Here is a 23,935-nt window from a genome sequence, read left to right on the forward strand (position 1 = left end):
GAAGCAGGCCCCTTTAATTATTTTTTCATTCAGGAGGTTTGAAAGCTAGCCACCTGCGATGCGAGCTAGGCCCATCCACATCCAACTCCAAAGCAACAGCTGCCATGTGCTTCTTACGTCCGTCCGAGTAGCGTGCAAATGACTCCCAGTAATCTTTCAAGTCAGATGTAATCTTTACAATTTCAAGTCAGATGTAATCTTTACAATGTTTGCATTGCCTGGTACATACTTCGGCACAATTACTGTTGAGATTGAGTCCCATTTAATTCGACCTCTATTCATACCAGTAGTACTGGCGAGTATGTCGCCAAGAATTTCCTTAGTTCGTAACAGGTTGCAGTAGTAAACCGCCTCTTCCTCTGAATCGGCCTGAAGAATCGTGTATTCATTCGAAACGAATTTACCTGAGTGAAAGGGGGGGACGATTCCAACGGCACCTCTGCCAACTCCCATGTTTGACATCAAAATATCCCACGATTTAACAACGTACAAGGCTGAATATGAACACTCGGCTCCCTCGATAATATCGCCTTCAATTACGTCCCCATCATAATTCACACGTAGAAATTGATAGGCGTCTGTTTCAAGAACGGATAATTTCCGGCCAGCCGCTGGATGAAGGACATCCTGTATTAAGCAAATCGACAATTTCTTTGCTTCCCAAATTGAGGTTTTCCGCCCGCCATCAGCTATGCAGAATTTAACGTCCATTCTGTCGGCAATTCTAGAAGCTGGCACGGTATAGTTACCTGCTTTTCCATCTAAATAATTTTCAAAACTCTTAACAATCGTTTGAGCTTCGACAAGCTTTTGGGTTGAGAGGGTTGCAGCATCTATTCCTATACGTCTCGCGGTTTTTTCTTCAATGCCTAAACAAACTGAAGATGCCATAAATACATCGCTTTGCACCTCACATTCCTTACGGCGACGTAAATACAAAATCGATGTTTTAACTCTGGCAGAGGCGCGCTTAAATGCATCCCCAGGCAAAGAGATTACGGCAAGCAAGATAAATTGTTCACGAATATAATTTCTTACATGAGCATAAGATGCACCAGAAAGCACTGAATCATCTATAACTGCGAGAATTTTCCCATCATCACTTACCAAATCCTTGTAGCGCTCCAAGAACATCACGCTACTTAGCAGACTTTTTAGAACATTTCCTTCAGACTTGTCGACGCTAATTTCATATTGATTTAGAACATGCCCCTGCTCTTCATCATCCCTTGAATATTTTAGTGAAAACGGTGGGTTAGACAGAATTACATCAAACGTCAAACCATTACCAAGAACTAGTTCACGGACTTCCTTTAGCTGTTTGTTATATTCAATCGATGCATTACCGACAGGCCCCAATGTTTTATCGAGAGAGTCCGCATGATAAATATGACTACCGCCGTCCCCATGTAAATACATATTCATTCTGGCGATTCTATAAATAGCAGGATCACTACCAGCATCGATTCCAAATATGGATTCATTTTTAATTGATGAAATCAAAGCTGCACGCTCTTTGGTCGTAACCCCGACCAATGCATTTGCATCCTGAATCATCTTACCCATGGCTGAAATCAGAAAGCCGCCAGAACCACAACACGCATCTAGAACTTTTGGCACGCCTGTTTTAGTGACCTTGATTTGAGCAAGATTAACCATAAGATCAACAATATCACGGGGTGTAAAAAATTGACCAAGGTCTCTACCACGCACAGTTGCATCAAGAAACGTCTCGAACATTCTGCCGTGGATATCCTCCTCCATCGAAATGAAATCAATATGCTGCAGTTCTTTAACTATCCATTTAATTGTGTCTTTACTAAGCTTAATTTGCTCGTTCTCGTCAAAAACGCGCTTTTTCTTATCATTCCTAATTTCTTCCTCAAGCGACTTTACCAAGTTTTTGAACAAAGGATCATTGATTGGGCTTTCATTCTCTGTTTGACTATTTATCCAGTGCGTACTGAATACAACATCTTTATATTTTGGCTTTGGATCCACGCCAAATCTAGAGTGAATTTCGCGATCTTTCTGGATCTTCACAAAGATAATTTTCATTAACTCTTCAAAAGCTGCACTTGGACTCTTTTTTTCTTTTGCCCAAATATACTGGTGCATCCTCTGAAACAAATCACTTAAACCTTCAAGAGTTGTTTTTTCAAATTGAAAAATAGCATTGTCCACCAACGCCATTTGTTCTTCAGCCGATTCAGCTAGTGCTTTTTTTCCAATTATTTTGTGCAACTCTTTATATTTTTCTTTCCCCTTATCGAAATCCTGAAACTCAAGCTCAAGAATTGGCTTTTGAACATCCCACTTATACAAGGCTGTCTTAACGCCGTTGCTGAGCAAATAATACCTAACAGGGTTATGGTCATATGCTTTGTTAATTTCCAGGCAGTAAGACGAACACTGCTGCTCAAATTCAGATATCACCTCCGTAGTTGCTTTCGCATCAACAATTAACGTTGGCATCCCCAATGAAATAATTGCGTAGTCAGGCTTGTACAAGGAAGACTTGCTTCCTTTTCCTACTTTCAGTTCTCGAAGAGATGTTTTTAACTTAATTTCGGCAGAGACAAATCCAAGGTCATCAAGCAACTTATCGACAAAACGCGCCTCAACAGAAGCTTCATTATCCAAATCTTGGAGGTCACAGAATTTATTCTTCATACAAATTATTCCAATTTTGGAAAAACAATAATAGGGGACAGGCCACGGTTTCCAGCAAAGATCGCGCATTCATTTGCCTAGCCTCCCACCCATAAACATGAATCAGGGGGTACCCTAAGGATCGATAGGGTCGGACTCGATTGATCCTTACCTCAAGCCGCCTTGAGCATGAAGTCCACATGGATGGCATCGAACGGAAACACGATCATGCCATCGTCTGTTTTTGACAGCAGCCCAGCGTTAAGCAATGTGGTTACATCGCCATGCACGGCTTTGACGTCGCGCTCGACGCGACGCGACGCCTCGCGGATGGACATCGCGCCTGCACCAGTCATTGCGTTCAATAGTTCCCAGCGTTTGCCGGACAACACTTTGAATAGCAGTTCGGGCGATTCAAAGCTGATGCGCGGCGCGGTAGGCTTGCCGCTCTTCCATGTCTTGGTGAATTCGCCCAGCGTGTCCTTCAATGGTCGTACATCAATCGTTACTGTTTTCATCGCGCCACCTCTTCACATCTTCAAAAAAATCCGCCACCAGCTTGTCAGCCGAAACAAAGCGGTATTTCACTTCCTTGCCACTCACGTGTTTATGATCGCCCTTGCCTGATTCGTTGTCATAACGCAGCACACACTTTCCGACAACGACGAATGCCAGACGATATTTGTAGCGATGCTTGCTGCCGGAAAGCAGCTCGGGCATTTCCCACAGCACCATTTCCGCATAGGCCTGCTCCGCAACAGGAACGCATCGGTTGAATAATTCGCGGGCTTTCATGTTGGAGACAATAACAACATGTTGATGTGGATGAAGAGTTGTCACGTCTGCAAACTCATCTGGTAGAAATGAAGCGAGTGCTGGTCCAAGGCGGAACAGTAGGCAAGCGACTGGATTTTCTGATGCAGGAAACTACATCGCGAGGCGAATACGCTAGGCTCAAAGTCCGTCGACGCAGAAGTTTCGCGTGCATCCATGGAAATGAAGCTGTTGATTGAACAGATGCGTGCACAAATTCAAAATTTGGAATAACATTTCATGCTGCCGTACTTCATTGCAGCAACCCAATAAAAGCCGCTAATCATGCGGCTTTATTATATCTTGCGGTTGCACACCTCCTGTCTGAAAGCGTACGATTGCCGTGCACCAACAAATGTACCGGAAGCATTTTTGCTGCCTATTTACTGATACACACAATCGATGTAATGCCGAGCTCTTGCTCGTTTTACGTTGGTCTGAAATCCACTATCCAACGCAATCGTTCACTTGGTGCTTCCAATTACTTAATTGTATTACCTCTGATTATCGAAAAAAGGGTGTATTACACGACGTAATAATATTGTAATAAATGTCGATTACCATTCGAAAATGGTATATTTTTTACAGTCAATAAAGCAAGACTTTCATGCGCAGTCTGGTAACTATAAATGAACCGTAAAACAGGTAAAGATTTTCGCTCACCGCATTTTATTAATCGTGAGCTAGGTCAACTTGAGTTCAACCAGCGCGTATTGGCGCAAGCAGAAAATGCCAGCATCCCGATTCTGGAACGCCTGAGATACCTATGTATTGTCAGCAGCAACCTGGATGAATTTTTTGAAATCCGTGTCGCCGGGTTGAAGGAACAAATTAATCTTAAAAGTGTTGCCGCCGGGCCAGACGGCATGGATGCCCGCCAGACTCTTAAGCAAGTACGGGAGCAGGTGCATCGTCTTATCGAGCGACAATATCGCCTACTGAACAGCAATATTCTGCCTGTACTGGATATGCATGGCATCCGTTTCCTGCGGCGCGTTAGCTGGAATGAAGCTCAGAGAGCCTGGATTAAAAACTTCTTTTTGGGTGAAGTGATGCCGGTTCTTACCCCAATCGGCCTTGATCCATCGCACCCTTTTCCTCGTGTACTTAATAAAAGTTTGAATTTCGCTGTCGAGCTGGTAGGCAAAGATGCCTTCGGGCGCAATTCTGCCAAGGCCATAGTGCAGGCGCCGCGCGTGTTGCCGCGCACCATCCTGTTGCCGCCTGAAATTAGCGGATGTGCGCATGGCTTCGTATTTCTTTCGTCCATTCTGCATGCTCATGTCGGCGAGCTGTTCGGCGGAATGGAGGTGTTGAGCTGCCACCAGTTCCGTGTTACGCGTAACAGTAATCTGTTTGTAGACGAGGAAGAGGTGAAAAATCTGCGTATCAGTTTACAGGGTGAATTGCCGCAGCGGCACTTCGGTAATGCTGTGCGCCTGGAAGTCACAGATAATTGCTCGCCCCAGGTAGCCACGTATTTGTTGCAGCAATTCGAGCTGGGGCAAGATGACTTGTATCGCGTAGATGGCCCGGTAAACTTGGTGCGCCTGATAGGTATCCCCGACCAGGTAGCGCGTGATGACCTGAAATTCCCTGCTTTTACGCCTGGCATACCCAGCGACTTGCTGAAGAAGGGTGCGGATATGTTCAAAGTCATCCGCAAAAACGATGTACTGCTGCATCACCCTTTCCAATCGTTCAAACCTGTCATCGATCTTATCCAGCAAGCCGCCGCCGATCCAAGTGTGGTTGCCATCAAACAGACCGTGTACCGCACCGGTGTGGATTCAGAATTAATGGAAGCGCTTGTCACCGCTGCCAAACATGGTAAAGAAGTAACTGTCGTCGTTGAACTACTGGCGCGTTTTGATGAAGAAGCCAACATCAATTGGGCAAGCCGTTTGGAAGAAGTGGGGGCCCATGTGGTGTATGGCGTTGTGGGGCACAAGACGCATGCCAAGATGTTGATGGTAGTACGGCGCGAGGATGGCAAGCTGCGCCGCTATGTCCATCTGGGCACCGGTAATTATCATCCGCGCACTGCTCGGCTTTATACGGACTTCGGCCTATTCACGAGCAATGAGCAAATGTGTGCAGACGTTAATGAGGTGTTTACCCAACTGACCGGTCTGGGCAAAGCGAATAAATTAAATTATTTGTGGCAATCGCCTTTTTCATTACATAGCCAAATTATGCGCGCTATTCAGAATGAAAATAAACTCGCCAAGGCAGGTAAGCGGGCGCACATTATCGCCAAAATGAACGCGTTACTTGAACCAGAAATTATCAGGGCGCTATACGAAGCATCGCAGGCCGGAGTGAAGGTGGATCTTATTGTACGTGGGGTATGCGCGCTGCGTCCGGGAGTGCCGGGACTATCCGAAAATATTCGTGTGCGCTCGATAATTGGCCGTTTTTTGGAACACACGCGCATATTCTATTTTCGCAATAACCTGGCGCATAACGTGTATCTGAGCAGCGCCGATTGGATGGATCGCAATTTCTTTCGTCGTGTAGAGGTGTGCTTTCCCGTGCTCGACAAGAAACTGAAAAAACGTGTGATCGATGAAGGACTGAAAGCGTATATGCGGGATAACTTTCAGGCTTGGGAAATGGATTCGGATGGGCATTATCGAGCGAAGACTCCTGGCCGTTATGTACTGAAATGCGCGCAATCTTCATTATTACAACAGCTCGCCGAGGCTGCGGCGCCTGCTAAGATGGTATAAGCGATTTTGGGAGTAAGCTACGCTGATTAAGTCTACTTCCGTTTCATCAGTATAACTATCGCGCGTTCTTCAGCATTCAACTGTTTGTAATGCTTTCCCTGATTTCTTCATCCCAACACCCTAACATTTCCCAAGTGTGACGGTCGGTTATTGAGCGCGCCGAAGGTAATATCGCTTTACGAACACCCTCAAAATCAACCGCAAACTGTTATCCAAAATAAACGAAATTTCAAAAGAGCAGTACCGCTTGCCGTCGTTCTAAAAGCTTACAGTTACATTGGAAATGTATGCTCTATCTGCATAAATTCTTAAACCACCGGCTAAAGCCGATGGTTTAAATTTCAAATTTCAAGACCAGATACCCTTCGCAGACCCAATGTATTCACTGGCAAGTTAATTATGCCAAGATCTAATGCGCGCCTACAAAACTTACTAAAGTACCCGGCACTACTCAGCTAATGTAATAGAACCTTTCTCAATACCTCCCTATGGGAATAAAGTTCATCAGAGAATCAAAAATTCCACTGCAACTGTGCACGAAGCATATCGGCTTTAACTTGTCTGTAGTCATTCAAAGATGGAACAAAAGTATTTATATTGGTTCTGTCCATATTGGCGTAGGCTAAGGTCAACTCCAGTTCAGGCCTGGGGAGCCACTCAACCCCGACTTCTGTTTCCCGCAAGTGGGAGCGAGGTGCATTCGTTGAGAATTTTTCGGATCCATCGTATCGCTGCCATTTAATGTAGGGAATCCAGCTACCATGGGCATTATCCAGTTTGTACATGGCTTGGACGTAACCGCCATTAAGACTGGTGCTCTCGATTCGTTTACGGTCAACGCTCAATTGAGGTGAATTGCCCCAGTTCCATTCACCTTGCAGGCCAAATGGCTGGGGATAAAGCACCGCATGCACGCCCATGCGCTCGTCCCGTATGCCCTTGCTATTAAACGTAGGGGTGACGTTGACACCACCAACTGAAATCTGGCTGGAACTTGGGACATATTTTCCAGTGAATGCTGATATACCAGCCTCGAAGAATTGACCATTGTCGAACTTGAACGGATAGGATAAGCGAGCCACTGTATGGAGGTTATCATTGCGTTCGGCACGGTTCAGACCTTGGCCGTTATAAACACCCAAGCCCAATACGCCATAATCGCCCGTGCCTTTGAGACCACTGCGTACCAAGTCCCTGAAGCGATCACGGATGTGCGCGGGCGCCCAGTAGAATGTCGCACCCAAATCACGTTCGTCACGGGACGCGATATTGACGGCATCGGCGCGATCCATCGTTAAACGGTTCTGGCTCGATTGGAGTATTTCAAAGCCGAAAGGGATCTTGGAGATACCGGCACGAATGCGGTACTCTTTCTTATCATCGAAAGAAATATCGGAGTAGAAGTCTCGAATCTGAAGCTTTCCACCCTGCGAATCTCCTGCGTCTGGGCCGGAATTGAATTCCGGTTGAATGTAGATGTAAAGATGGTCGGTAACATCGCCCGAGAGGATTATACGAGCGCGTCGAACTCCGAAACTGTTGTTATCCGAGATAAATTTATCAGCGGGAGATGCTAGATTGACGTTATCTCCCGATATAGGTTGGTTGTAACGTAATTGGGCGTAGCCACGCAGACTGATCCTGTCAGTCCAGTTTGGTTTGGGCGTCAGGGCTGTTGTCAATTCCTCCGTCGCTTTAAGCTCCTCCTTCTTTTTCTTTTGACGGAGCCTGGTTTCCAGTGTTTTAAGTTCTTCAGGTGGGACTTTGCCCAGGGCCTCATTTACTTCCTCAAATTCGCTGAGTTTGACTCTGTTGATGCCCGGTGAAGTAAATACTTGTTGAGTCTGTGTATCCACATACAGCTGGATAGCCTGTGCAGGAATCGCAGCACCGCCCAGCAGAGCCAGCAAGACGACTGATAATATGGTTGGCCTTAATCTGCTCCTAATGTTTGGCTTAACTGCATGGCTTTTGGATGCTTGCATTCTTTTCTCCAGGAAAAATAAAAACTTCATCCGCTCAAGGTTATTCTTGGGTCGTGCAAACATTCTAAAGAATGAAGATGACAGTTTTATGACACGCCAACGCGTGGAGATATTTAATGAAACGCTGATTGCCCGGCATTTTGGGTGAGCCCGCCTCATTCGCGAAGAGCAGGGCATGGAGATATAAAACTACAGGGGTAAAAAGGGAAACTTTTACTAATCGGCAATCTGGGTAATGTAATAAACAGAAAACGTTATGAATACTTATGAGTAGTTTTGCATGAACCTCAAGTTCATCAATAATTTGTATTGGGTGAATCAGAGATGTCACAATTCTGCAACATCAGGAGCTTAATATAGTGACGCTGCCCTGTGGCGGTGACCCACTTAACCGAATGGAGAGAAAAATGTTGAAATCGCACAGTCTTAAAGCACTTGGTGTGACCGCTGCATTGAGTATATTAATGAGCACCCCAACCATTGCGGGCGCCGTCGCGATCATCAAGATTGATGGTTCAAGCACTGTCTATCCTGTTACGGAAGCGTTGAGTGAAGAGTTCCAGAAAAGCAAAAAAGACGCCATTAAAGTGACCGTCGGCATTTCCGGCACCAGCGGCGGATTCAAGAAGCTCTGCCGTGGAGAGATTGATATCGCCAACGCCTCTCGACCGATCCTGAATGAGGAAATGAAGGAATGCAACAAGCACGGCATGAAATATATTGAGCTGCCTGTAGCTTACGATGCGCTGACCGTGGTGGTCAATCCTCAAAATAATTGGGTGAATAGCATGACCGTGGCCGAGCTCAAAAAAATGTGGGAGCCAACAGCGCAAGGAAAAATGACTAATTGGAATCAGATTAACCCGGCCTGGCCCAATGCACCTTTGAAATTATTTGGGCCGGATTCTGACTCAGGCACCTTCGATTTTTTCACTGAAGTGATTGTGGGCAAGGCCAAATCCAGTCGTCTCGATTACCCTGTGTTTGACGACGACAAATTGCTGATACAGGGTGTCTCGGGCGATAAGGATGCCATTGGCTACGTCGGCTATGCCTATTACGCCGAAAACATCAATAAACTGAAAGTTGTCCCCATTAGATCAGCAGAAGGTAAGCCGCCCGTGCTGCCCAGCTTGGAAACGGTTAAGGGCAGTACCTATCGACCCCTTTCACGTCCTATCTTCATCTACGTTAACGCGAAAGCTGCACAAAAACCCGAGGTCAAGGAGTTTGTTGAGTTTTATCTCAAGCAAGCATCGAATGTGGTCGAGGAAGTGAAGTACATACCCCTGCCAGATGCCGCCTACAAGCTGGCACTGGATAATTTTATGAAGAGTAAAACGGGCTCTGGTTTCGGTGGTAAGTCCCATGTCGATATCGATTTCAGCGGTATAGCCGAGGTCGGGGTGTCAGATGAAGTGCTCATGAAACGTGAAGGCAGGATTTTTCCGTAATGTTCCTTGTGCATGATTACAGTTTATAAGAGAAAAATTGATGGGGTGCGAAGATAGTGACTAAAGTGCAGGATAAAGCGGGGCTTTGAATGCCCCGTTTTTTTGCGTACCCAGCAAAGCCTATTTAATATCTAATTCAGTAAAAGACAATCCTGTGTGCGCTCTAGACAATTTAGACGACCTATTCAGATATTCTCTACATAATCAATAATGCACACAAATGACCGCTGTGATTAGCTTATCCTGTAACAAAATTGTCACGGAACGCGAGTAGTATCGCCTAATCTAGCCATTAAAAGGATCTGAATCATGGTCTCCACTGAACATACCTCCAGGCAATTTGATGCCGAACTGGAAGCGGTGCGTGCGCGCGTATTACAAATGGGTGGACTGGTGGAGAGTCAAATTCGATTCGCTATTGAGGCGCTGGTTAATGGCGATGTGCCCCTGATGAATCGCATTATTAATGATGATCATCGTGTTAACGCGATGGAAGTAGAAATCGACGAGAGCTGTAACCAGATTATTGCTCGCCGCCAGCCGGCCGCAGGTGACTTGCGTATGGTGATGACGGTGATCAAGACGATTACTGATCTCGAACGTATCGGCGACGAAGCGGAAAAAATTGCACGCATGGGCAAGCTGCTGTCACAAAGAAACAGTCTCATCCTGCCACGTTATACGGAAATCAAGCATGCCGCAGACCTCGCTCTGGACATGCTACGTAAATCGCTGGATGCCTTTGCTCGTCTTGATCTTGCCTACGCTGCTCAGGTGGTGCGTCAGGATGAATTGGTGGATGAGGAATTCCGCACCATCATGCGCTACCTCATCACCTTCATGATGGAAGACCCGCGCACCATCTCCACTGCATTGGAAATTCTGTTCGTCGCCAAGGCCATTGAGCGCATTGGTGATCATGCCAAGAACATGTCCGAATATGTGGTTTATATGGTCAAGGGTAAGGACGTGCGCCATGTCACCGTGGAAGAAATTGAGCGCGAAGTGTTAGAGTAACTTACCAACACCGACACGTAGCATTTAACTCCATGGGGAATACAAAACCATCTCGAACAGATAGCAAAACGAAGGAATATGCTGCCTTAGCAAAGAAAATCGTATCTATCCGTAAGAGTTTGATCGATCTGGAAACAAGCAGCCTGATAGCAATCTCAGGGGTTATTCCTGAGCAACAAGAAAGCGCACGCAACCTGTTGCATTACATCGCATTACGTCGACATGATTTACGTCCCCTGCAATCTCGTTTAGCGCAATTGGGATTGTCCTCGTTTGGACGATCCGAAGCTCATGTGCTGGCGAGCATTGATGCCGTGCTTGCAATGCTGGACCGGCTTTGTGGGGTGGAGCGTGCAGAACTGAAAGCAGAGACCACACCAAGTTTCATTAGTGGCCCAGGTTTGTTGCGCCACCATACTGAAGTGCTGCTGGGTCCGGGATCGTTGGAACGTCAGGTCAGAATCATGGTCACAATGCCCAGCGAGGCAGCTAGCAATTACAGCTTGATTCGTGACTTGTTAGCCCATGGCATGGATTGCATGCGCATCAACTGTGCCCATGATGATAGGAATGCCTGGCAAAATATGATTCAGCACTTGCGGCAGGCTGAGCGTGAAGTCGGGCGTACCTGCAAAATTCTTATGGATCTGGCGGGGCCCAAGTTGCGAACCGGGCCAGTTGAACCCGGCCCTGCCATAGTGCGTATCCGTCCAAAACGAGATGCATATGGCAGGATGATTGCGCCGGCCAAGATCTGGCTATTTGACGAAACATCCAATCTTGTGCCACCCGTGACAGCTGATGCGAGCTTACCTGTTTGTCCTGACTGGCTAAAGCGCCTATCCCCCGGAGATAGCATTCACTTTATAGATACAGCTGGCCGTAGCCGTCATCTAGAAATAATTAGAATTAATAAGCGTGCCGTATGGGCGCAGTCGGTAAATTCAGCCTTTGTTGTGTCGGGCACGATACTGCAACATCTCCCTAAAAAACATAAATCATCGTCACGCATGCATGAAACCAGGGTGGGCAATATTCCTCAACTAGATGGATACATCCTGCTTCAATGCGACGACATATTACTTCTTACCCCGTCTTTACAACTTGGTGTACCTGCAAAACTGGACAAGGCCGGCCGAGTGCGCTATCCGGCAACAATAGGATGTACCCTCACAGCGGTACTCCAGGATGCCCAAGTGGGGGACGCAATCTGGTTTGATGATGGCAAGATAGGCGGTGTGGTTGAGAAAAATGACGCCGAAGGTTTGCATATACGTATTTCGCATGCAAAACCTGGTGGCGTCAAACTGCGCGGAGACAAAGGGATCAATTTGCCGGATAGTCAGTTGCACTTGCCCGCCCTGACTGAACGGGATCGCGCAGACTTACATTTTGTGGTTGAGCATGCCGATCTCGTTGCCATGTCCTTTACGAATTCCGCGCAAGATGTCGTCGACTTAGTTAAAGAGATCGACCGTATCGACAAGCGCCATCTAGGCATCATACTCAAGATCGAAACACGGCGTGGTTTTGAGAATCTGCCTGACATATTACTGGAAGCCATGCGCTCACCCGCTATCTTCGGAGTAATGATCGCGCGTGGTGATTTGGCGGTGGAATGCAGTTATCAAAGACTGGCCGAAGTGCAGGAAGAAATTCTCTGGATATGCGAGGCAGCACATGTACCGGTGATTTGGGCGACTCAAGTGCTGGAAAATTTAGCCAAAAATGGAATTCCCTCACGCGCTGAAATCTCAGACGCCGCTTTAGGAAATCAAGCTGAATGCGTGATGTTAAATAAAGGCGAACATATATTGCAGGCGGTTGAAACACTAAACGGTATTCTGTGCCGCATGCAAAGTCATCAAAACAAAAAAAGTTCAATGATGCGCAAGTTGAAGCTGGCCCAGTTTTTTCATTCACATTCCTAATTCTGCAAAGCAATGCACCTGAATAAACTACGGTGATATTCAAAGCTTCCAGATCCACCCCGGTATCAGTTCAAGCAGACGGATATCATCAAATGAATAATTATTGTATTACCCTGACACGACCATTTCGCATTTAATCTGTTGGATAGTAATAAGGCACTCTCCGCGTCTCTGACCCTACATACCGCATATTCGCCCGACTTTCCACCAACCCACCTATCTACACCCCCGCCAAACTCGCTCGTAACAACATTATTTTTCCAAATAAAAAGTAATTAATACAGGTGTAATATTTTTCGCGCTTAATGCCATAAAACCATTTCTTATAAATATTTGGACAAAACAATATGGCTATTTTGAATCCCACCTCTCACAGCTGCGAAACTCCCTATCAAGCACCGCAATTGACAAGTACTCCAACAGCCTGCTTTCGGGGCGTACGCATAGCGCTCCATATAATTTATGGCATGCTACTGGCGGGTGCTATTCCGTTGCTGAACAAATCAACTCAACAGCACATCGTACAATATTGGTCACGCAAGTTTTTGGATTTACTACACGTTGGTTTGGAAACTTATGGTTGTTACCATCACGCAACTGCACAGGGCCGCCTGATTGTTGCCAACCATATCTCCTGGCTGGATGCTGTTTCCATGAATGCAGTGCTTCCGACCTATTTTGTCGCCAAATCTGAAGTGGGCGATTGGCCCTTTTTGGGCTGGATATTTCACCGTATTAACACCCTGTTCATTAAGCGTGACATCCGACAGGAGACAGCGCGTATCAACTGTCAAATTAAAGGAATACTCGAACAGGGAGATCACATCGCCGTGTTCCCGGAGGGGACTACCTCCGATGGCACTCAGCTGGGCCATTTTCATTCTTCACTGCTGCAAGGCCCTGTTGATATTGGATCCACTATTTGTCCGGTTGCTATCCGCTATCATGATGGGACGGGTAAGGCTAACGGCGATGCGGCTTTTGTGGACGACATGACATTTATCGAGTCACTATGGAAAATTCTGTGCAGCCCCTCCCTGCATGTCACGCTGGTTTATTTACCGGCAATCCCATGCACAGGAAAAAACCGCCGTATGCTGGCCTCCGAGGCACGAGAAGCAATCCATACGACCCTGGTCAATCTTTCATCTGGCCATGCCAGTCATACAATAGAATAACGTCACCATCTCCTCCGCAATCTTGCACTTCTGTAGTTGAACCCCTCGCTGTTGCTCAACATGGGCTTTAATCCAACAATTTAGTACGCAAATGACACGTACATTTCATCAATCCTTAATCTGCCTGTAATACCCCTGCAACAGACCATCGTTAAATTTGTCTTACCCCACGCATGGAGACAACGATGTTAAATCTGAACCAAAAACACCATCTGCCGCATAACAGGCTTACCCTCAGTATGGCTAGAACCGACTCAGAAATTGAGGAAGCGCAACGTCTGCGGTATAAAATATTTGCTGAAGAAATGGGCGCCTTTCTGCCTGGCGCACATGACGGGATTGACAGCGACATTTTCGACCCCTATTGCGAACATTTGCTAGTACGCGATAACAGCACCAACAAGGTGATCGGTACCTATCGAATATTACCTCCCGACCGCGCTCGAACCATTTGCGGCTACTATGCAGAAACCGAGTTTGACCTGACGCGCTTGTCCCACCTGCGTGACCGCATGGTTGAAGTTGGCCGTTCCTGCGTGCATTCAAATTACCGCGATGGCGTAACCATCGCCCGGCTATGGAGCGGTCTCGCCGACTATATGCACATGAACAACCATGAATACCTGATTGGTTGCGCCAGCATCAGCATGAACGATGGCGGACATTACGCTGCCAGCATTTTTAAAAAATTGAACAAGCTGTATGCGGCGCCCGCTGAATATCGCGTGTTTCCTCGCTGTCCGTTGCCGCTGGAGGCATTAGACAGTACGCTTGAGGTCAACATCCCCCCGTTAATTAAAGGCTATCTACGCTTGGGCGCTTATATTGGCGGTGAACCGGCTTGGGATCCAGATTTCAACACTGCCGACTTATTCATATTGTTGCCCATGTCCAGGTTAAACGAAAAATATGCCAAGCATTTCATCAGTAAATAGTTGATATATATGCTTTATATAGCTCCATTTGCGACATGTTTGGAGAGATGTAAAACATAGGTGACCTCCTGGGAATATCCATTAAATACTTTCATTTGATGCGATTCGTCGCAATTTATAGAAGTGCCCGATCTAGTTCCGAGCAGCCTGAGTGGCTGTAGTAAAATCAGAGTATGGAATGCAGGGTATAGAATGGCTGTTTTATTATCGGAGGGCGGAGTTTTGGATCTTATTTTATGGCGGCATGCAGATGCCAAGGACAGCGTGCCGGACGATGCTCGTAAACTTACAGCAAAAGGCGAAAAACAGGCTCAGCAGGTAGGGCAATGGCTCAAATCCCATCTTCCCAAGGGTACGCGCATCCTTGTCAGCCCGGCAAAACGGGCGCACCAGACGGCAAATGCCTTGGGCTTGGAATTCGAAATCACAAGACAAGTCGGCACAGGAGCATCCGTCAAATCAGTAATGGAAGCAGCGGGCTGGCCGAATGCCAAGGGTGCAGTGGTTGTGGTGGGCCATCAGCCTACCTTGGGACGCATAGCTGCGGCGTTGCTGTCGGGCGTCGAGGCTGAGTGGAGCGTCAAGAAGGGGGGAGTGTGGTGGTTTAGCAACCGCTTACACGATAATGAAACCCAAACCATATTGCGCGCGGTGATGTCGCCAGAATTTCTTTAGGCCATGAAGTCAATACCGCTTCTAAATGTCCCCATTTCTTTTCATTATTAAAAATAAAAAACGGTCGCTCCGGGTGTCGAATAAAATCAAATTTTAGCTACGCTTCTTGTCATATTGCACATGGACTCAGTGAAAGAAAGATTTAATACACCCTTTTGCGACCCTTCGCAGAAAATAAGAACCGCATAGCTTTCAGGAGACTGTCTAAACCCCAAGATTCACAAGGAGCACGCTCACATGAAAATTATTGCCTGCTACAACATCAAGGGGGGTGTGGGTAAAACCGCAACGGCCGTCAATTTAGCTTATCTGGCCAGTCGTGAAGGTGCCCGCACATTGGTTATGGACTTGGATCCGCAAGGTGCGGCTTCTTTCTACTTTCGTGTCAAACCGAAGATTAAAGGAGGCTTAAAAACGCTTATGGATGGCAAGCAAGGTTTGGATGAGCTAATCAAGGGAACTGATTATGCCAATCTCGACCTTATTCCTGCGGACTTTTCCTTCCGCAATATGGATCTATTTTTGGAAGATGCAAAAAAACCAACGCGGCAATTACGAAAATTGCTTCAGAGTCTGGATGACGACTATGACCTTGTTTTTCTGGATTGTCCGCCCAGTATTTCGCTAGTATCCGAAAACGTATTTCAGGCGGCTGACGTCTTGTTAGTGCCGACCATTCCTTCTACTTTATCCTTGCGAACGTTCGACCAGATTCTAAAGTTTTGCAAAGAAAGTCATTTGGATGAGCTTCAAGTGCTGTCATTTTTTTCCATGGTGGACATGCGCAAACAGCTCCATCGACTTATCGTTGAAAAGCCACCAAAAACTTTAACCGGATTGCTTAACACGACTATTCCCTATGCCAGCGATATAGAACGGATGGGGCTTAATCGCGCAGCCCTTGCCAGCTATGCTCCAACGTGTCGGGCAGCTTTGGCTTATGAGTCATTATGGGCAGAAATAAAAGAATCCATGAGCTGAAGATCAGCTCTGTAGAGTGAGATCGATTAGCTCAGAAATTAATCTCCTGCCTTTCTAAACAAAAGCTACGGCACCCCTTTAATAAATTCTTTATTTTTCTGTCATATCCCTGAAACATCGTTGCACTATCCTGCGTCCATACATTCAAAGGAGACAACGATGCTTAACCTGATTCTGCAACCTAAGAAACCGTACCACATGCCAGCTTTGAGCTCGGCTATCATTAATGCGGAAGTGCGAGAGTCGCATCGAGTGAGATACCACATAGTCGCATCTAAAATGAGTGTTTATTTAAATAACGCCAATGAAGAGATTGAACGCCAAATGTTTACCCACTTTTGCGAACGCGTGCTACCCGTTACTTTTCGTGACTGGATGAAGAAACGTTAGTCAGCTGTGCCAAGTACTTACATTTGCGGTCCAGGTGTATGGAACTCTTATCCCATGCTGCCGTTTTACATACGGCCCTGGCAACCCTTAAATTCAAAGTACGTACAACAAACACCTCATTTACTAATTCCGCTTAGATCACCATTTTCCGGTTAAACGCGTACGCAATGTGGTGCGCGTTCTTTTTCCATCATCAAAAGCTTTGTTCCTCCCGTATCGGCGTGTTATGGCTGCCAGCGCTGTAAAATTCGCAGTGTAATAATTATGTAATAGAAAATGGCTATAGTTAGCTACGCTGTAGCGAACCTATCTTTGGAGAGAATATGACCAAACTAAATCGTTCTCTTTATTTATCTATTTAAAAGCTCTGGCAACATGAGTTTGCAAGCTATAATTTTTGCCGGATAAAATTTGAGGGGACCAGGCTCCCTCAAATTTTGAGTCCTTTTAAAAAATCATGCCAACGTTTTTACGTGATGTACCTATGAAGCGCCATAATTTGCTGGACATTCTGTTCCGCAATGTCACTCGCTTGTCTGCATTCGCCGTGCTCGTACTACTCATTGCCATCATCGTTTCGCTGATAATCGGCAGCCTGCCCTCCATTAAAGCATTCGGTTTCCAATTTTTAACCAGTGCAGAATGGGATCCGGTCACGGACGAATTTGGCGCACTCGTTCCGATCGTTGGCACGCTGGTCACTTCGGCCATCGCCTTGTTAATCGCTATCCCGGTCAGTTTCGGCATCGCGCTTTTCCTCACTGAACTAGCGCCGCGCTGGTTACGCCGCCCGCTGGGTATCGCCATCGAACTGCTGGCCGGCATCCCCAGCATTATTTACGGTATGTGGGGGTTGTTCGTATTTGCGCCGCTGTTTGCTGACCATGTTCAGCCGTGGCTCATAGAAAAGCTGGGACCGCTACCGATATTGGGGCCGTTGTTTCAGGGCATTCCCATGGGTATCGGGGTGCTCACCGCCGGTATTATTCTGGCTATCATGGTCATTCCCTTTATTGCCTCGGTGATGCGTGATGTATTCGAGGTTGTTCCCACGCTGCTCAAGGAGTCTGCCTATGGTTTGGGTGCGACCACTTGGGAAGTCATGTGGCATGTGGTGCTGCCCTATACCAAGATCGGTGTGGCCGGCGGGATTATGCTCGGTCTGGGGCGTGCGTTGGGTGAAACCATGGCGGTTACTTTCGTCATCGGCAATGCCCATCAATTAAGTGCCTCACTATTGATGCCGGGCAATAGCATCTCCTCCGCGCTGGCCAACGAATTTAATGAGGCCGTGGGCAAGTTATATACTTCAGCACTGGTCGAACTCGGGCTTATTCTGTTCCTAATCACGTTCATCGTGTTGTCGCTGGCACGTTATATGCTGTACATGCTGACAAAACGCGAAGGATCCACGAGCTGATTATGCTGACTCTCTACGCACGCCGCCGTCTGATTAATGCCCTGTGCCTGGGAGTTTCGGCCCTGGCCATGCTGTTCGGCCTGATCTGGCTGGGCTGGATTTTATGGACGCTGCTGGCAAATGGTCTGCCTCAACTGTCGATGGCCATCCTGACCCAGATGACGCCACCCCCCAACAGCGCGGGCGGTTTGCTCAACGCCATTGCCGGCAGTCTGATGATGACCTTTCTCGCCGCACTGATCGGCACACCTATCGGCATATTGGCGGGCACTTATCTGGCGGAATTTGGCCAGCGCGGCTGGTTGGCGCCGACCACGCGTTTTATTAACGACGTGCTGCTTTCTGCTCCCTCTATCGTGATTGGTCTGTTCATCTATGAAATGTACGTCATCAAGATTGGGCACTTCTCCGGCTGGGCCGGTGCACTGGCCTTATCCATTTTAGTCATCCCGATCGTTATCCGTACCACCGAAAATATGTTGCGTCTGGTGCCGAATACCTTGCGCGAAGCGGCGGCTGCGCTGGGTGCGCCGCAATGGAAGGTGATCAACCTGGTGACGTTACGTGCGGCACGGGCTGGCATCATTACCGGGGTGCTGCTGGCCGTGGCGCGCATTAGTGGTGAAACCGCACCGCTCTTGTTCACTTCGCTGAATAATCAATTCTGGAGCAGCGATATGAATCAGCCCATGGCCAATCTGCCGGTCGTGATTTTCCAATTTGCCATGAGTCCCTATCAGGATTGGCAGAGTCTCGCCTGGGCGGGTGCGCTGCTGATCACGTTCAGCGTGCTCTCGCTCAATATCATGGCGCGAGTTTTGTTCCGCCAAAAATCAACAACTTATTAAGGATGCAGGCAGATGAGCGTTGAAAAAACGGTTAATCCGAAGCTGGTGGTACGCGACCTGAATTTTTACTACGGGGCGGAGCGCGCCCTGAAGGATATCAACCTGACGATTCCGGAAAAAATGGTGACGGCCTTTATCGGTCCCTCAGGCTGCGGCAAGTCCACCATGCTGCGCACTTTCAATCGTATGTACCAGCTCTATCCGAAGCAAAAAGCGACGGGGGAAGTTTTGCTGGATGGTGAAAATATTCTCGACAAGAAGCAGGATCTCAATACACTCCGGGCCAAGATCGGTATGGTATTCCAGAAACCGACGCCGTTCCCCATGTCTATTTATGACAACATTGCTTTCGGGGCGAAACTCTATGAAAACCTTAGCCGCCACGATATGGATGAGCGGGTGGAATGGGCATTGCGGAAAGCCGCGCTCTGGACAGAGGCGAAAGATAAACTGAAACAGAGCGGTACCGGACTGTCCGGGGGTCAGCAACAGCGTTTGTGTATCGCGCGTGCCATCGCGGTTAAACCGCAAATCTTGCTACTCGACGAACCGACCTCTGCGCTGGACCCGATTTCCACGGCACATATCGAAAAGCTGATCGATGAGCTGAAAGCAGAGTTCACGATTATCATCGTCACCCATAATATGCAGCAGGCAGCGCGCGTGTCAGACTACACCGCCTATATGTATCTGGGTGACCTGATCGAATTCGGCGATACTAGAACGGTGTTCACTAATCCTAAGCGCAAGGAAACAGAGGATTACATTACGGGGCGGTTCGGGTGAGTGTTCGCTAGCCAACACTTTTTGCTACTGGTCAGACACAAATTTTGTGAATTTCGGATAGCTTGCAGGTCAGGTTGACGACCAAATCGCTTTCCGATACATTCAGCGCATAGGGAAAAGTGCGTTTGTTTTCCCGATACACCAGCTCATCCCGCCATGAATTGGGTATCCTTCAACTTCAAAGTCGGCTTGATTTGAGTCCTTGTACAGCCGCTGCCAGAAAGGTCTCAGCCATGTTTTCTTCTCCCACGCAGCGCGCCAACAAACGCAAATTTCTTGTTTTTTCAGGCACGTTCTTAGCACTCGCTGCGATCGGTCTGCTATTCAGCTACTCGCGTCCCGCAATCTACCTGGCCAGCACGCGGGTTCAGATCAACCCCGGTGCGGTTCAAGTCGAAGCGGCCGTATCCACCGGCGGCACGCAAGGCGCCAACGTGCCGCGCTCGCTCCTGAATGAGCTGCAAGTGCTGACCAGCCGCCCACTGGTCAAGGCGGTTCTGGAAAAAATGTCCGGCGCACAACGTGACACCGCTTCCCGGTTAGGAGCGGACCCGGTTGCTGCCTTGCAAACCGGGCTACAGGCCAAGGTGGCCGAGGGCACGAACGTGGTCGAGGTGTCATCGCACGGTCCCGATGCTGCACTTGCCGCCATGCTGGTCAATGAATTGGTCGTTGCCTACACCGGCCAGTTGAACGATGCCTATGCAAAAACCTCAGGCAGCTCATTGATCCAGATTAGTGACGAAGTCGCCCAACTTACCCAAAAGGTTCAAACCCAGCGCCGCCAGATGGAAGATTTTCGCTTGCGTCATAACATCGTCTCCTTCGAGCGCGAAGAAAACGAAGCCTTGGGCCGAATCAAGGGCCAAACCGAAGCGCTCAATAAAGCTCAGGAAAAATTGGCGATTGCCGAAGGCAAGCTGCGCGCAATGACCGAATCTGCAGCTGGTGGCAGACCCCTTGCAGCGCCGGTGCGACCCAATGTCACGCTGGAAAATCTGGAGCAGCGCGCATCCCAGGCCCGTGAAGAGCTTAGCGAGCTGAGCCGTGCCTATACACCTGCATACTTGGCGATGGATCCGCACGCACGTGCGGTCAGGAATCGCCTGGCCGAACTAGAGCGTCAGGTTGTCAATCAGCGGCAAAGCAGTGGGCAGGTGGCGCGGTCAGATCAAAGTTCGGCGTTGGCCGACGCGCGCGAGGAGGTCAATGCGGCACGGGATACCGTTGCCCGCATGGCACAGCAGGCAGCTGGCAACCGTGGTGCGCTGCAGCAGTTTGCCGCACACTTCAATGATTTTCGCATCATGCGCGACGAACTTGCGCCGCTGGAGTCGCTGCTGCGCGACGCAACCCAGCGCAAGGCGCGCCAGGAAGCGGGTGAAGCCGCGCGCAGGCCATCGGTGCGGGTGGTGGAGCCCGCTTTCATCCCGCGCGAGCCGTGGCAACCGCAGTACACACGTGATGCGGCCATCGTGCTGGGCGGCGCCTTTTTGCTGGCACTGCTGGCGATGTGGGTGGTTGAACTGTTCAACCGGGTTGACGCGCCGCCCACTTGGATCGTGTCCCAGCCATCCTCTCACCCGTCACCTTACCCAGGCAATCCGAACTATGGTTTGGGATATGAAGCGGGGCAGGACAATGTGGCTGCCCTGGCGCACCGAAAGCCGCTTGCGGTGGAATATGACGGGCGCACGTCACTGCTACCGCCCGTGATCCACCCACGCGAGCTGCTGCAAGAAGAACTGACAGGCATCCTGACCAATGCCTCGCCCACCGTATTACTGTTTGCCCACCTGCTGCTCAGAGGGGTCAGCCCGGAAGAGGCGGTCGCACTACGCGGCAGTGACGTCAATACGGAGACACGGACACTACACATCGCAAGCGGCCAGGAAGGCGACGATTCGCGAACTACAGCGCGCGACATTCCGCTGGATAGCGCCTTGCATGAGGTGATCGTCAATACTTTCAAAATCACCCCGGCAGGCGACGCACAACCATTGCTCGGCGATGCGAATGCCAAACCGCTTGCGCTCAGTGACTTGACAACAGAACTGCTTTACGCGGCGCATGACGCGGGCGTCGACCAGCCCGCTGAAGTCACGCCGGACGCGCTGCGCCACACCTGCGCCGCCTTTCTGGCCCGCCAAGGCATTCGCATGGCCGACCTCGCCCGCGCAGTCGGGCAAATGAGCACAGCGCAGGCGGCCATCTACAGCGCCATGGCACCCGCCGGAAAACGGCTGGGACTAGAGCAGGTAGAACGCTTAATGTCGGCAGTGCGACTGGCTGCCTAGATTGACCCGTAGATGCTGGCCACTCCTACTTGATCTGAAGCCTATCCAGTTGGCGTAACTGTCCATCCTCCAACAGCCATACCTGACAGGTGACCAAGCCCTCTCAATATGCCGTCAACTAATTGAAAGAAATAAAAATACAATCGCAAACACCAATCTTGAATCTGGATTGAGTCCCTTGGCACCTATCTCTTTAGCCAATGGTGCAGCCTTGAACGCGCCCCGCTTAAAGTGTTTGAGAACTAAATCAATATATATATTCAAATTCAAATTGTTATAGGCCATCTGGTTTGCCATCGATATTAATTGGGTAACCATCATTAACACGTAAGAACAACGTTGCATCACCACTAATTGTTGCAGTGACAGACGTTGCCTGACACCATTTTCCGTTGACACGTCTGAACCTAACTAACTGAGTAAAATCTCCATTGCGAGCAGTGAAGAAAACGTTAAAATCTCGTGCCGTGCCTACTCCAAGGTCAATCTTGTGCAGCAATATCGCTTGGTTTTGAGCAATTTCTCCGACCGGCACAATCGTGTCAGCGGCATATGGATTTCCACTTTTCAGGGCAGTTTGGAATTCAGCGAGATCAACTATTCTGGCCGTAACGCCGTAAAGCGGATATCTCCCTTGATGCACTATAGTCCACGTTGAGAGATTACTATTGGCATCAACCCAAACACCAAAATAACAATAACTATCACCTCCTGTTGTGTAAGTGCGTTATTTCTCGGGCTTGAGTCTCTAACTGTCCTACCAAGTTTTCTAGTCGTAATTCTAGAGAACTGAGACCGGTTTGGACGTTTTCTTGCTTGCGTATGCGAAAAAACTGACCTGTCATCCAACTTGCTAAGAAAAATGTCGGGCCAAAAGCAGTCATGACTGTCTTTAGGCTAAGAGGACTGTCTCAAAGGGCATAGGCAGTCCACACTGCGGCCACGAACAAGGGTAGCCAGAATTCTCGTCGTAATTGCTTGAATGTTCTTGTGGAGAGACTCATCGTAATATCTATCTAACCTTAGTCTCTAAAGAGTAAAGGAACGCTGCCCTTATATAGGTTATTTAATTCAGCTTCGAGCGACCCGAAAACTGTCACGGATGCGTAGTATTTGTACACGATCAAGGTTCTTCGCTAATGCCACTTGGCGGTTATTGCATTCTTGAACGGGCAGGCGGCCTTGATACTTTTCCATAAACTTTGCACTAAATGCAGCGTATTTCTCACAATAATTTCCGCGCGATTGATGGGCTATTAAAATATCCTTGCATACTGCCAATTTGAATCCGGCTAAATAGGCTGCGAAGGTAAAATCGGTATCATAGATATGGAAGCCATCGAAATTTTGTTCATCGAAGCGTATTTCATTGACCACCCGTCGATTCACGGCAAAGAAAAACCCGTCCAAAGCTTGAATCCCTTCAACGACCACCGAACTGACTCCGCCCCACACCCCCAAGTCGAAGTGAGTACCGGGCCATACATCAGCGGTCACCGGGTAAATCACAGTGCCGTGCATGTAGGGATCTCCCGCGAACCCCCAGTTGCTGGCGACTAAGTGAGTTGTGCCGGCACAGCCGACCACGTCATAGACTTGAAGATATTGGCATAAAAGAGGGTAAAAATCGGGTGAGATTATCTCGATGTCATCATGGCAAAAAATCAGGATATCGCCTCGACTTTGATTGATGCCACGGTTATAGCCTTCGCACAGTGACTGCGCGTCGTGGATGCCGATTATCTCAAACGGCGCGTTCCCTAACAGCTCCGTGTAGTTTTTCGAGACGAACACGAATTTTTCCGGACTGATGCTGCAAATGATAATTGAAATCATGTTAT

At 48.4% G+C, this 23,935-nt stretch carries 19 protein-coding genes and 1 pseudogene; 14 read left to right on the top strand and 6 right to left on the bottom strand.

Translation table 11 applies throughout. The features are described 5' to 3' along the window. Window positions 1–174: 174 nt before the first annotated feature. The 3 genes from W01_RS09170 to W01_RS09180 form a co-directional block, all read right to left on the bottom strand. Window positions 175–2,673 carry an N-6 DNA methylase gene (locus tag W01_RS09170; protein WP_173054044.1) on the bottom strand — a complete coding sequence of 833 codons (2,499 nt, stop codon included), beginning with the start codon at window positions 2,671–2,673 and terminating at the stop codon, window positions 175–177. Window positions 2,674–2,825: 152 nt separating this feature from the next. Continuing rightward, complete coding sequence (locus tag W01_RS09175) at window positions 2,826–3,170, bottom strand: HVO_A0114 family putative DNA-binding protein (RefSeq protein ID WP_173054046.1); 345 nt, start codon at window positions 3,168–3,170, stop codon at window positions 2,826–2,828. Continuing rightward, a complete protein-coding gene (locus W01_RS09180) occupies window positions 3,151–3,492 on the bottom strand; it encodes a toxin-antitoxin system TumE family protein (RefSeq protein ID WP_242006924.1) in 342 nt (113 codons plus the stop codon). The genes W01_RS09175 and W01_RS09180 overlap by 20 nt, the downstream gene beginning before the upstream one ends. Here W01_RS09180 and W01_RS09185 point away from each other — a divergent pair. Both W01_RS09185 and ppk1 read left to right on the top strand, forming a co-directional pair. After that, a pseudogene (locus tag W01_RS09185) lies at window positions 3,468–3,699 on the top strand (endoribonuclease YicC domain-containing protein); the annotation flags it as partial. The gene W01_RS09180 and the pseudogene W01_RS09185 sit on opposite strands and share 25 nt — an antisense overlap. Window positions 3,700–4,094: 395 nt before the next feature. Further along, window positions 4,095–6,197: a polyphosphate kinase 1 gene (ppk1, locus tag W01_RS09190; RefSeq protein WP_173054048.1), complete on the top strand. Its 2,103-nt coding sequence runs from the start codon at window positions 4,095–4,097 to the stop codon at window positions 6,195–6,197. A gap of 512 nt (window positions 6,198–6,709) precedes the next feature. Here ppk1 and W01_RS09195 read toward each other — a convergent pair. Beyond that, complete coding sequence (locus tag W01_RS09195) at window positions 6,710–8,182, bottom strand: porin (RefSeq protein WP_173054050.1); 1,473 nt, start codon at window positions 8,180–8,182, stop codon at window positions 6,710–6,712. Between the two features lie 407 nt (window positions 8,183–8,589). Here W01_RS09195 and W01_RS09200 point away from each other — a divergent pair, with 407 nt between their 5' ends. From W01_RS09200 to W01_RS09255, 12 genes are all read left to right on the top strand, one after another. After that, on the top strand, window positions 8,590–9,636 hold the full coding sequence (locus W01_RS09200) for a PstS family phosphate ABC transporter substrate-binding protein (protein ID WP_173054052.1): 1,047 nt from the start codon (window positions 8,590–8,592) through the stop codon (window positions 9,634–9,636). A gap of 309 nt (window positions 9,637–9,945) precedes the next feature. Then, window positions 9,946–10,653 (top strand): phosphate signaling complex protein PhoU, encoded by a 708-nt coding sequence (gene phoU / locus W01_RS09205; RefSeq protein ID WP_173054054.1) that lies wholly within the window; start codon window positions 9,946–9,948, stop codon window positions 10,651–10,653. Between the two features lie 32 nt (window positions 10,654–10,685). After that, window positions 10,686–12,584 (top strand): pyruvate kinase, encoded by a 1,899-nt coding sequence (locus W01_RS09210; protein ID WP_173054056.1) that lies wholly within the window; start codon window positions 10,686–10,688, stop codon window positions 12,582–12,584. A gap of 347 nt (window positions 12,585–12,931) precedes the next feature. After that, entirely contained in the window at window positions 12,932–13,762 is an 831-nt protein-coding gene (locus W01_RS09215) for a lysophospholipid acyltransferase family protein (RefSeq protein ID WP_173054058.1), read from the top strand. A 185-nt stretch (window positions 13,763–13,947) separates the two neighbouring features. After that, entirely contained in the window at window positions 13,948–14,697 is a 750-nt protein-coding gene (locus W01_RS09220; RefSeq protein WP_173054060.1) for a GNAT family N-acetyltransferase, read from the top strand. A 222-nt stretch (window positions 14,698–14,919) separates the two neighbouring features. Beyond that, window positions 14,920–15,372 carry a phosphohistidine phosphatase SixA gene (sixA, locus tag W01_RS09225; RefSeq protein ID WP_173055887.1) on the top strand — a complete coding sequence of 151 codons (453 nt, stop codon included), beginning with the start codon at window positions 14,920–14,922 and terminating at the stop codon, window positions 15,370–15,372. Window positions 15,373–15,609: 237 nt separating this feature from the next. Further along, window positions 15,610–16,353, top strand: coding sequence for a ParA family protein (locus W01_RS09230; protein WP_173054062.1), 744 nt, complete (start codon window positions 15,610–15,612; stop codon window positions 16,351–16,353). Window positions 16,354–16,512: 159 nt separating this feature from the next. Further along, on the top strand, window positions 16,513–16,743 hold the full coding sequence (locus W01_RS09235) for a hypothetical protein (protein ID WP_173054064.1): 231 nt from the start codon (window positions 16,513–16,515) through the stop codon (window positions 16,741–16,743). A gap of 457 nt (window positions 16,744–17,200) precedes the next feature. Further along, on the top strand, window positions 17,201–18,163 hold the full coding sequence (gene pstC, locus W01_RS09240) for a phosphate ABC transporter permease subunit PstC (RefSeq protein WP_173051834.1): 963 nt from the start codon (window positions 17,201–17,203) through the stop codon (window positions 18,161–18,163). 2 nt (window positions 18,164–18,165) lie between these two features. Next, window positions 18,166–19,011: a phosphate ABC transporter permease PstA gene (pstA, locus tag W01_RS09245; RefSeq protein ID WP_173051833.1), complete on the top strand. Its 846-nt coding sequence runs from the start codon at window positions 18,166–18,168 to the stop codon at window positions 19,009–19,011. Between the two features lie 12 nt (window positions 19,012–19,023). Further along, complete coding sequence (gene pstB, locus W01_RS09250) at window positions 19,024–19,797, top strand: phosphate ABC transporter ATP-binding protein PstB (RefSeq protein ID WP_173051832.1); 774 nt, start codon at window positions 19,024–19,026, stop codon at window positions 19,795–19,797. 233 nt (window positions 19,798–20,030) lie between these two features. Beyond that, complete coding sequence (locus tag W01_RS09255) at window positions 20,031–22,094, top strand: GumC family protein (RefSeq protein ID WP_173054066.1); 2,064 nt, start codon at window positions 20,031–20,033, stop codon at window positions 22,092–22,094. 274 nt (window positions 22,095–22,368) lie between these two features. Here W01_RS09255 and W01_RS09260 read toward each other — a convergent pair whose 3' ends face one another. Further along, window positions 22,369–22,737 carry a hypothetical protein gene (locus W01_RS09260; protein ID WP_173054068.1) on the bottom strand — a complete coding sequence of 123 codons (369 nt, stop codon included), beginning with the start codon at window positions 22,735–22,737 and terminating at the stop codon, window positions 22,369–22,371. Between the two features lie 428 nt (window positions 22,738–23,165). Further along, window positions 23,166–23,930, bottom strand: a complete 765-nt coding sequence (locus W01_RS09265) for a glycosyltransferase (protein WP_173054070.1) — start codon at window positions 23,928–23,930, stop codon at window positions 23,166–23,168. Window positions 23,931–23,935: the final 5 nt, after the last annotated feature.

The organism is Candidatus Nitrotoga sp. AM1P (assembly GCF_013168275.1).
In the GTDB taxonomy this organism is placed as follows: domain Bacteria; phylum Pseudomonadota; class Gammaproteobacteria; order Burkholderiales; family Gallionellaceae; genus Nitrotoga.

Excerpts from the sequence above, each read along its gene's own strand:
- W01_RS09170 (WP_173054044.1), bottom strand. The coding sequence starts at position 2,673 with ATGAAGAATAAATTCTGTGACCTCCAAGATTTGGATAATGAAGCTTCT.
- W01_RS09175 (WP_173054046.1), bottom strand. The coding sequence starts at position 3,170 with ATGAAAACAGTAACGATTGATGTACGACCATTGAAGGACACGCTGGGC.
- ppk1 (WP_173054048.1), top strand. The coding sequence starts at position 4,095 with ATGAACCGTAAAACAGGTAAAGATTTTCGCTCACCGCATTTTATTAAT.
- W01_RS09195 (WP_173054050.1), bottom strand. The coding sequence starts at position 8,182 with ATGCAAGCATCCAAAAGCCATGCAGTTAAGCCAAACATTAGGAGCAGA.
- W01_RS09200 (WP_173054052.1), top strand. The coding sequence starts at position 8,590 with ATGTTGAAATCGCACAGTCTTAAAGCACTTGGTGTGACCGCTGCATTG.
- phoU (WP_173054054.1), top strand. The coding sequence starts at position 9,946 with ATGGTCTCCACTGAACATACCTCCAGGCAATTTGATGCCGAACTGGAA.
- W01_RS09210 (WP_173054056.1), top strand. The coding sequence starts at position 10,686 with ATGGGGAATACAAAACCATCTCGAACAGATAGCAAAACGAAGGAATAT.
- W01_RS09215 (WP_173054058.1), top strand. The coding sequence starts at position 12,932 with ATGGCTATTTTGAATCCCACCTCTCACAGCTGCGAAACTCCCTATCAA.
- W01_RS09220 (WP_173054060.1), top strand. The coding sequence starts at position 13,948 with ATGTTAAATCTGAACCAAAAACACCATCTGCCGCATAACAGGCTTACC.
- W01_RS09230 (WP_173054062.1), top strand. The coding sequence starts at position 15,610 with ATGAAAATTATTGCCTGCTACAACATCAAGGGGGGTGTGGGTAAAACC.
- W01_RS09235 (WP_173054064.1), top strand. The coding sequence starts at position 16,513 with ATGCTTAACCTGATTCTGCAACCTAAGAAACCGTACCACATGCCAGCT.
- pstC (WP_173051834.1), top strand. The coding sequence starts at position 17,201 with ATGCCAACGTTTTTACGTGATGTACCTATGAAGCGCCATAATTTGCTG.
- pstA (WP_173051833.1), top strand. The coding sequence starts at position 18,166 with ATGCTGACTCTCTACGCACGCCGCCGTCTGATTAATGCCCTGTGCCTG.
- pstB (WP_173051832.1), top strand. The coding sequence starts at position 19,024 with ATGAGCGTTGAAAAAACGGTTAATCCGAAGCTGGTGGTACGCGACCTG.
- W01_RS09255 (WP_173054066.1), top strand. The coding sequence starts at position 20,031 with ATGTTTTCTTCTCCCACGCAGCGCGCCAACAAACGCAAATTTCTTGTT.
- W01_RS09265 (WP_173054070.1), bottom strand. The coding sequence starts at position 23,930 with ATGATTTCAATTATCATTTGCAGCATCAGTCCGGAAAAATTCGTGTTC.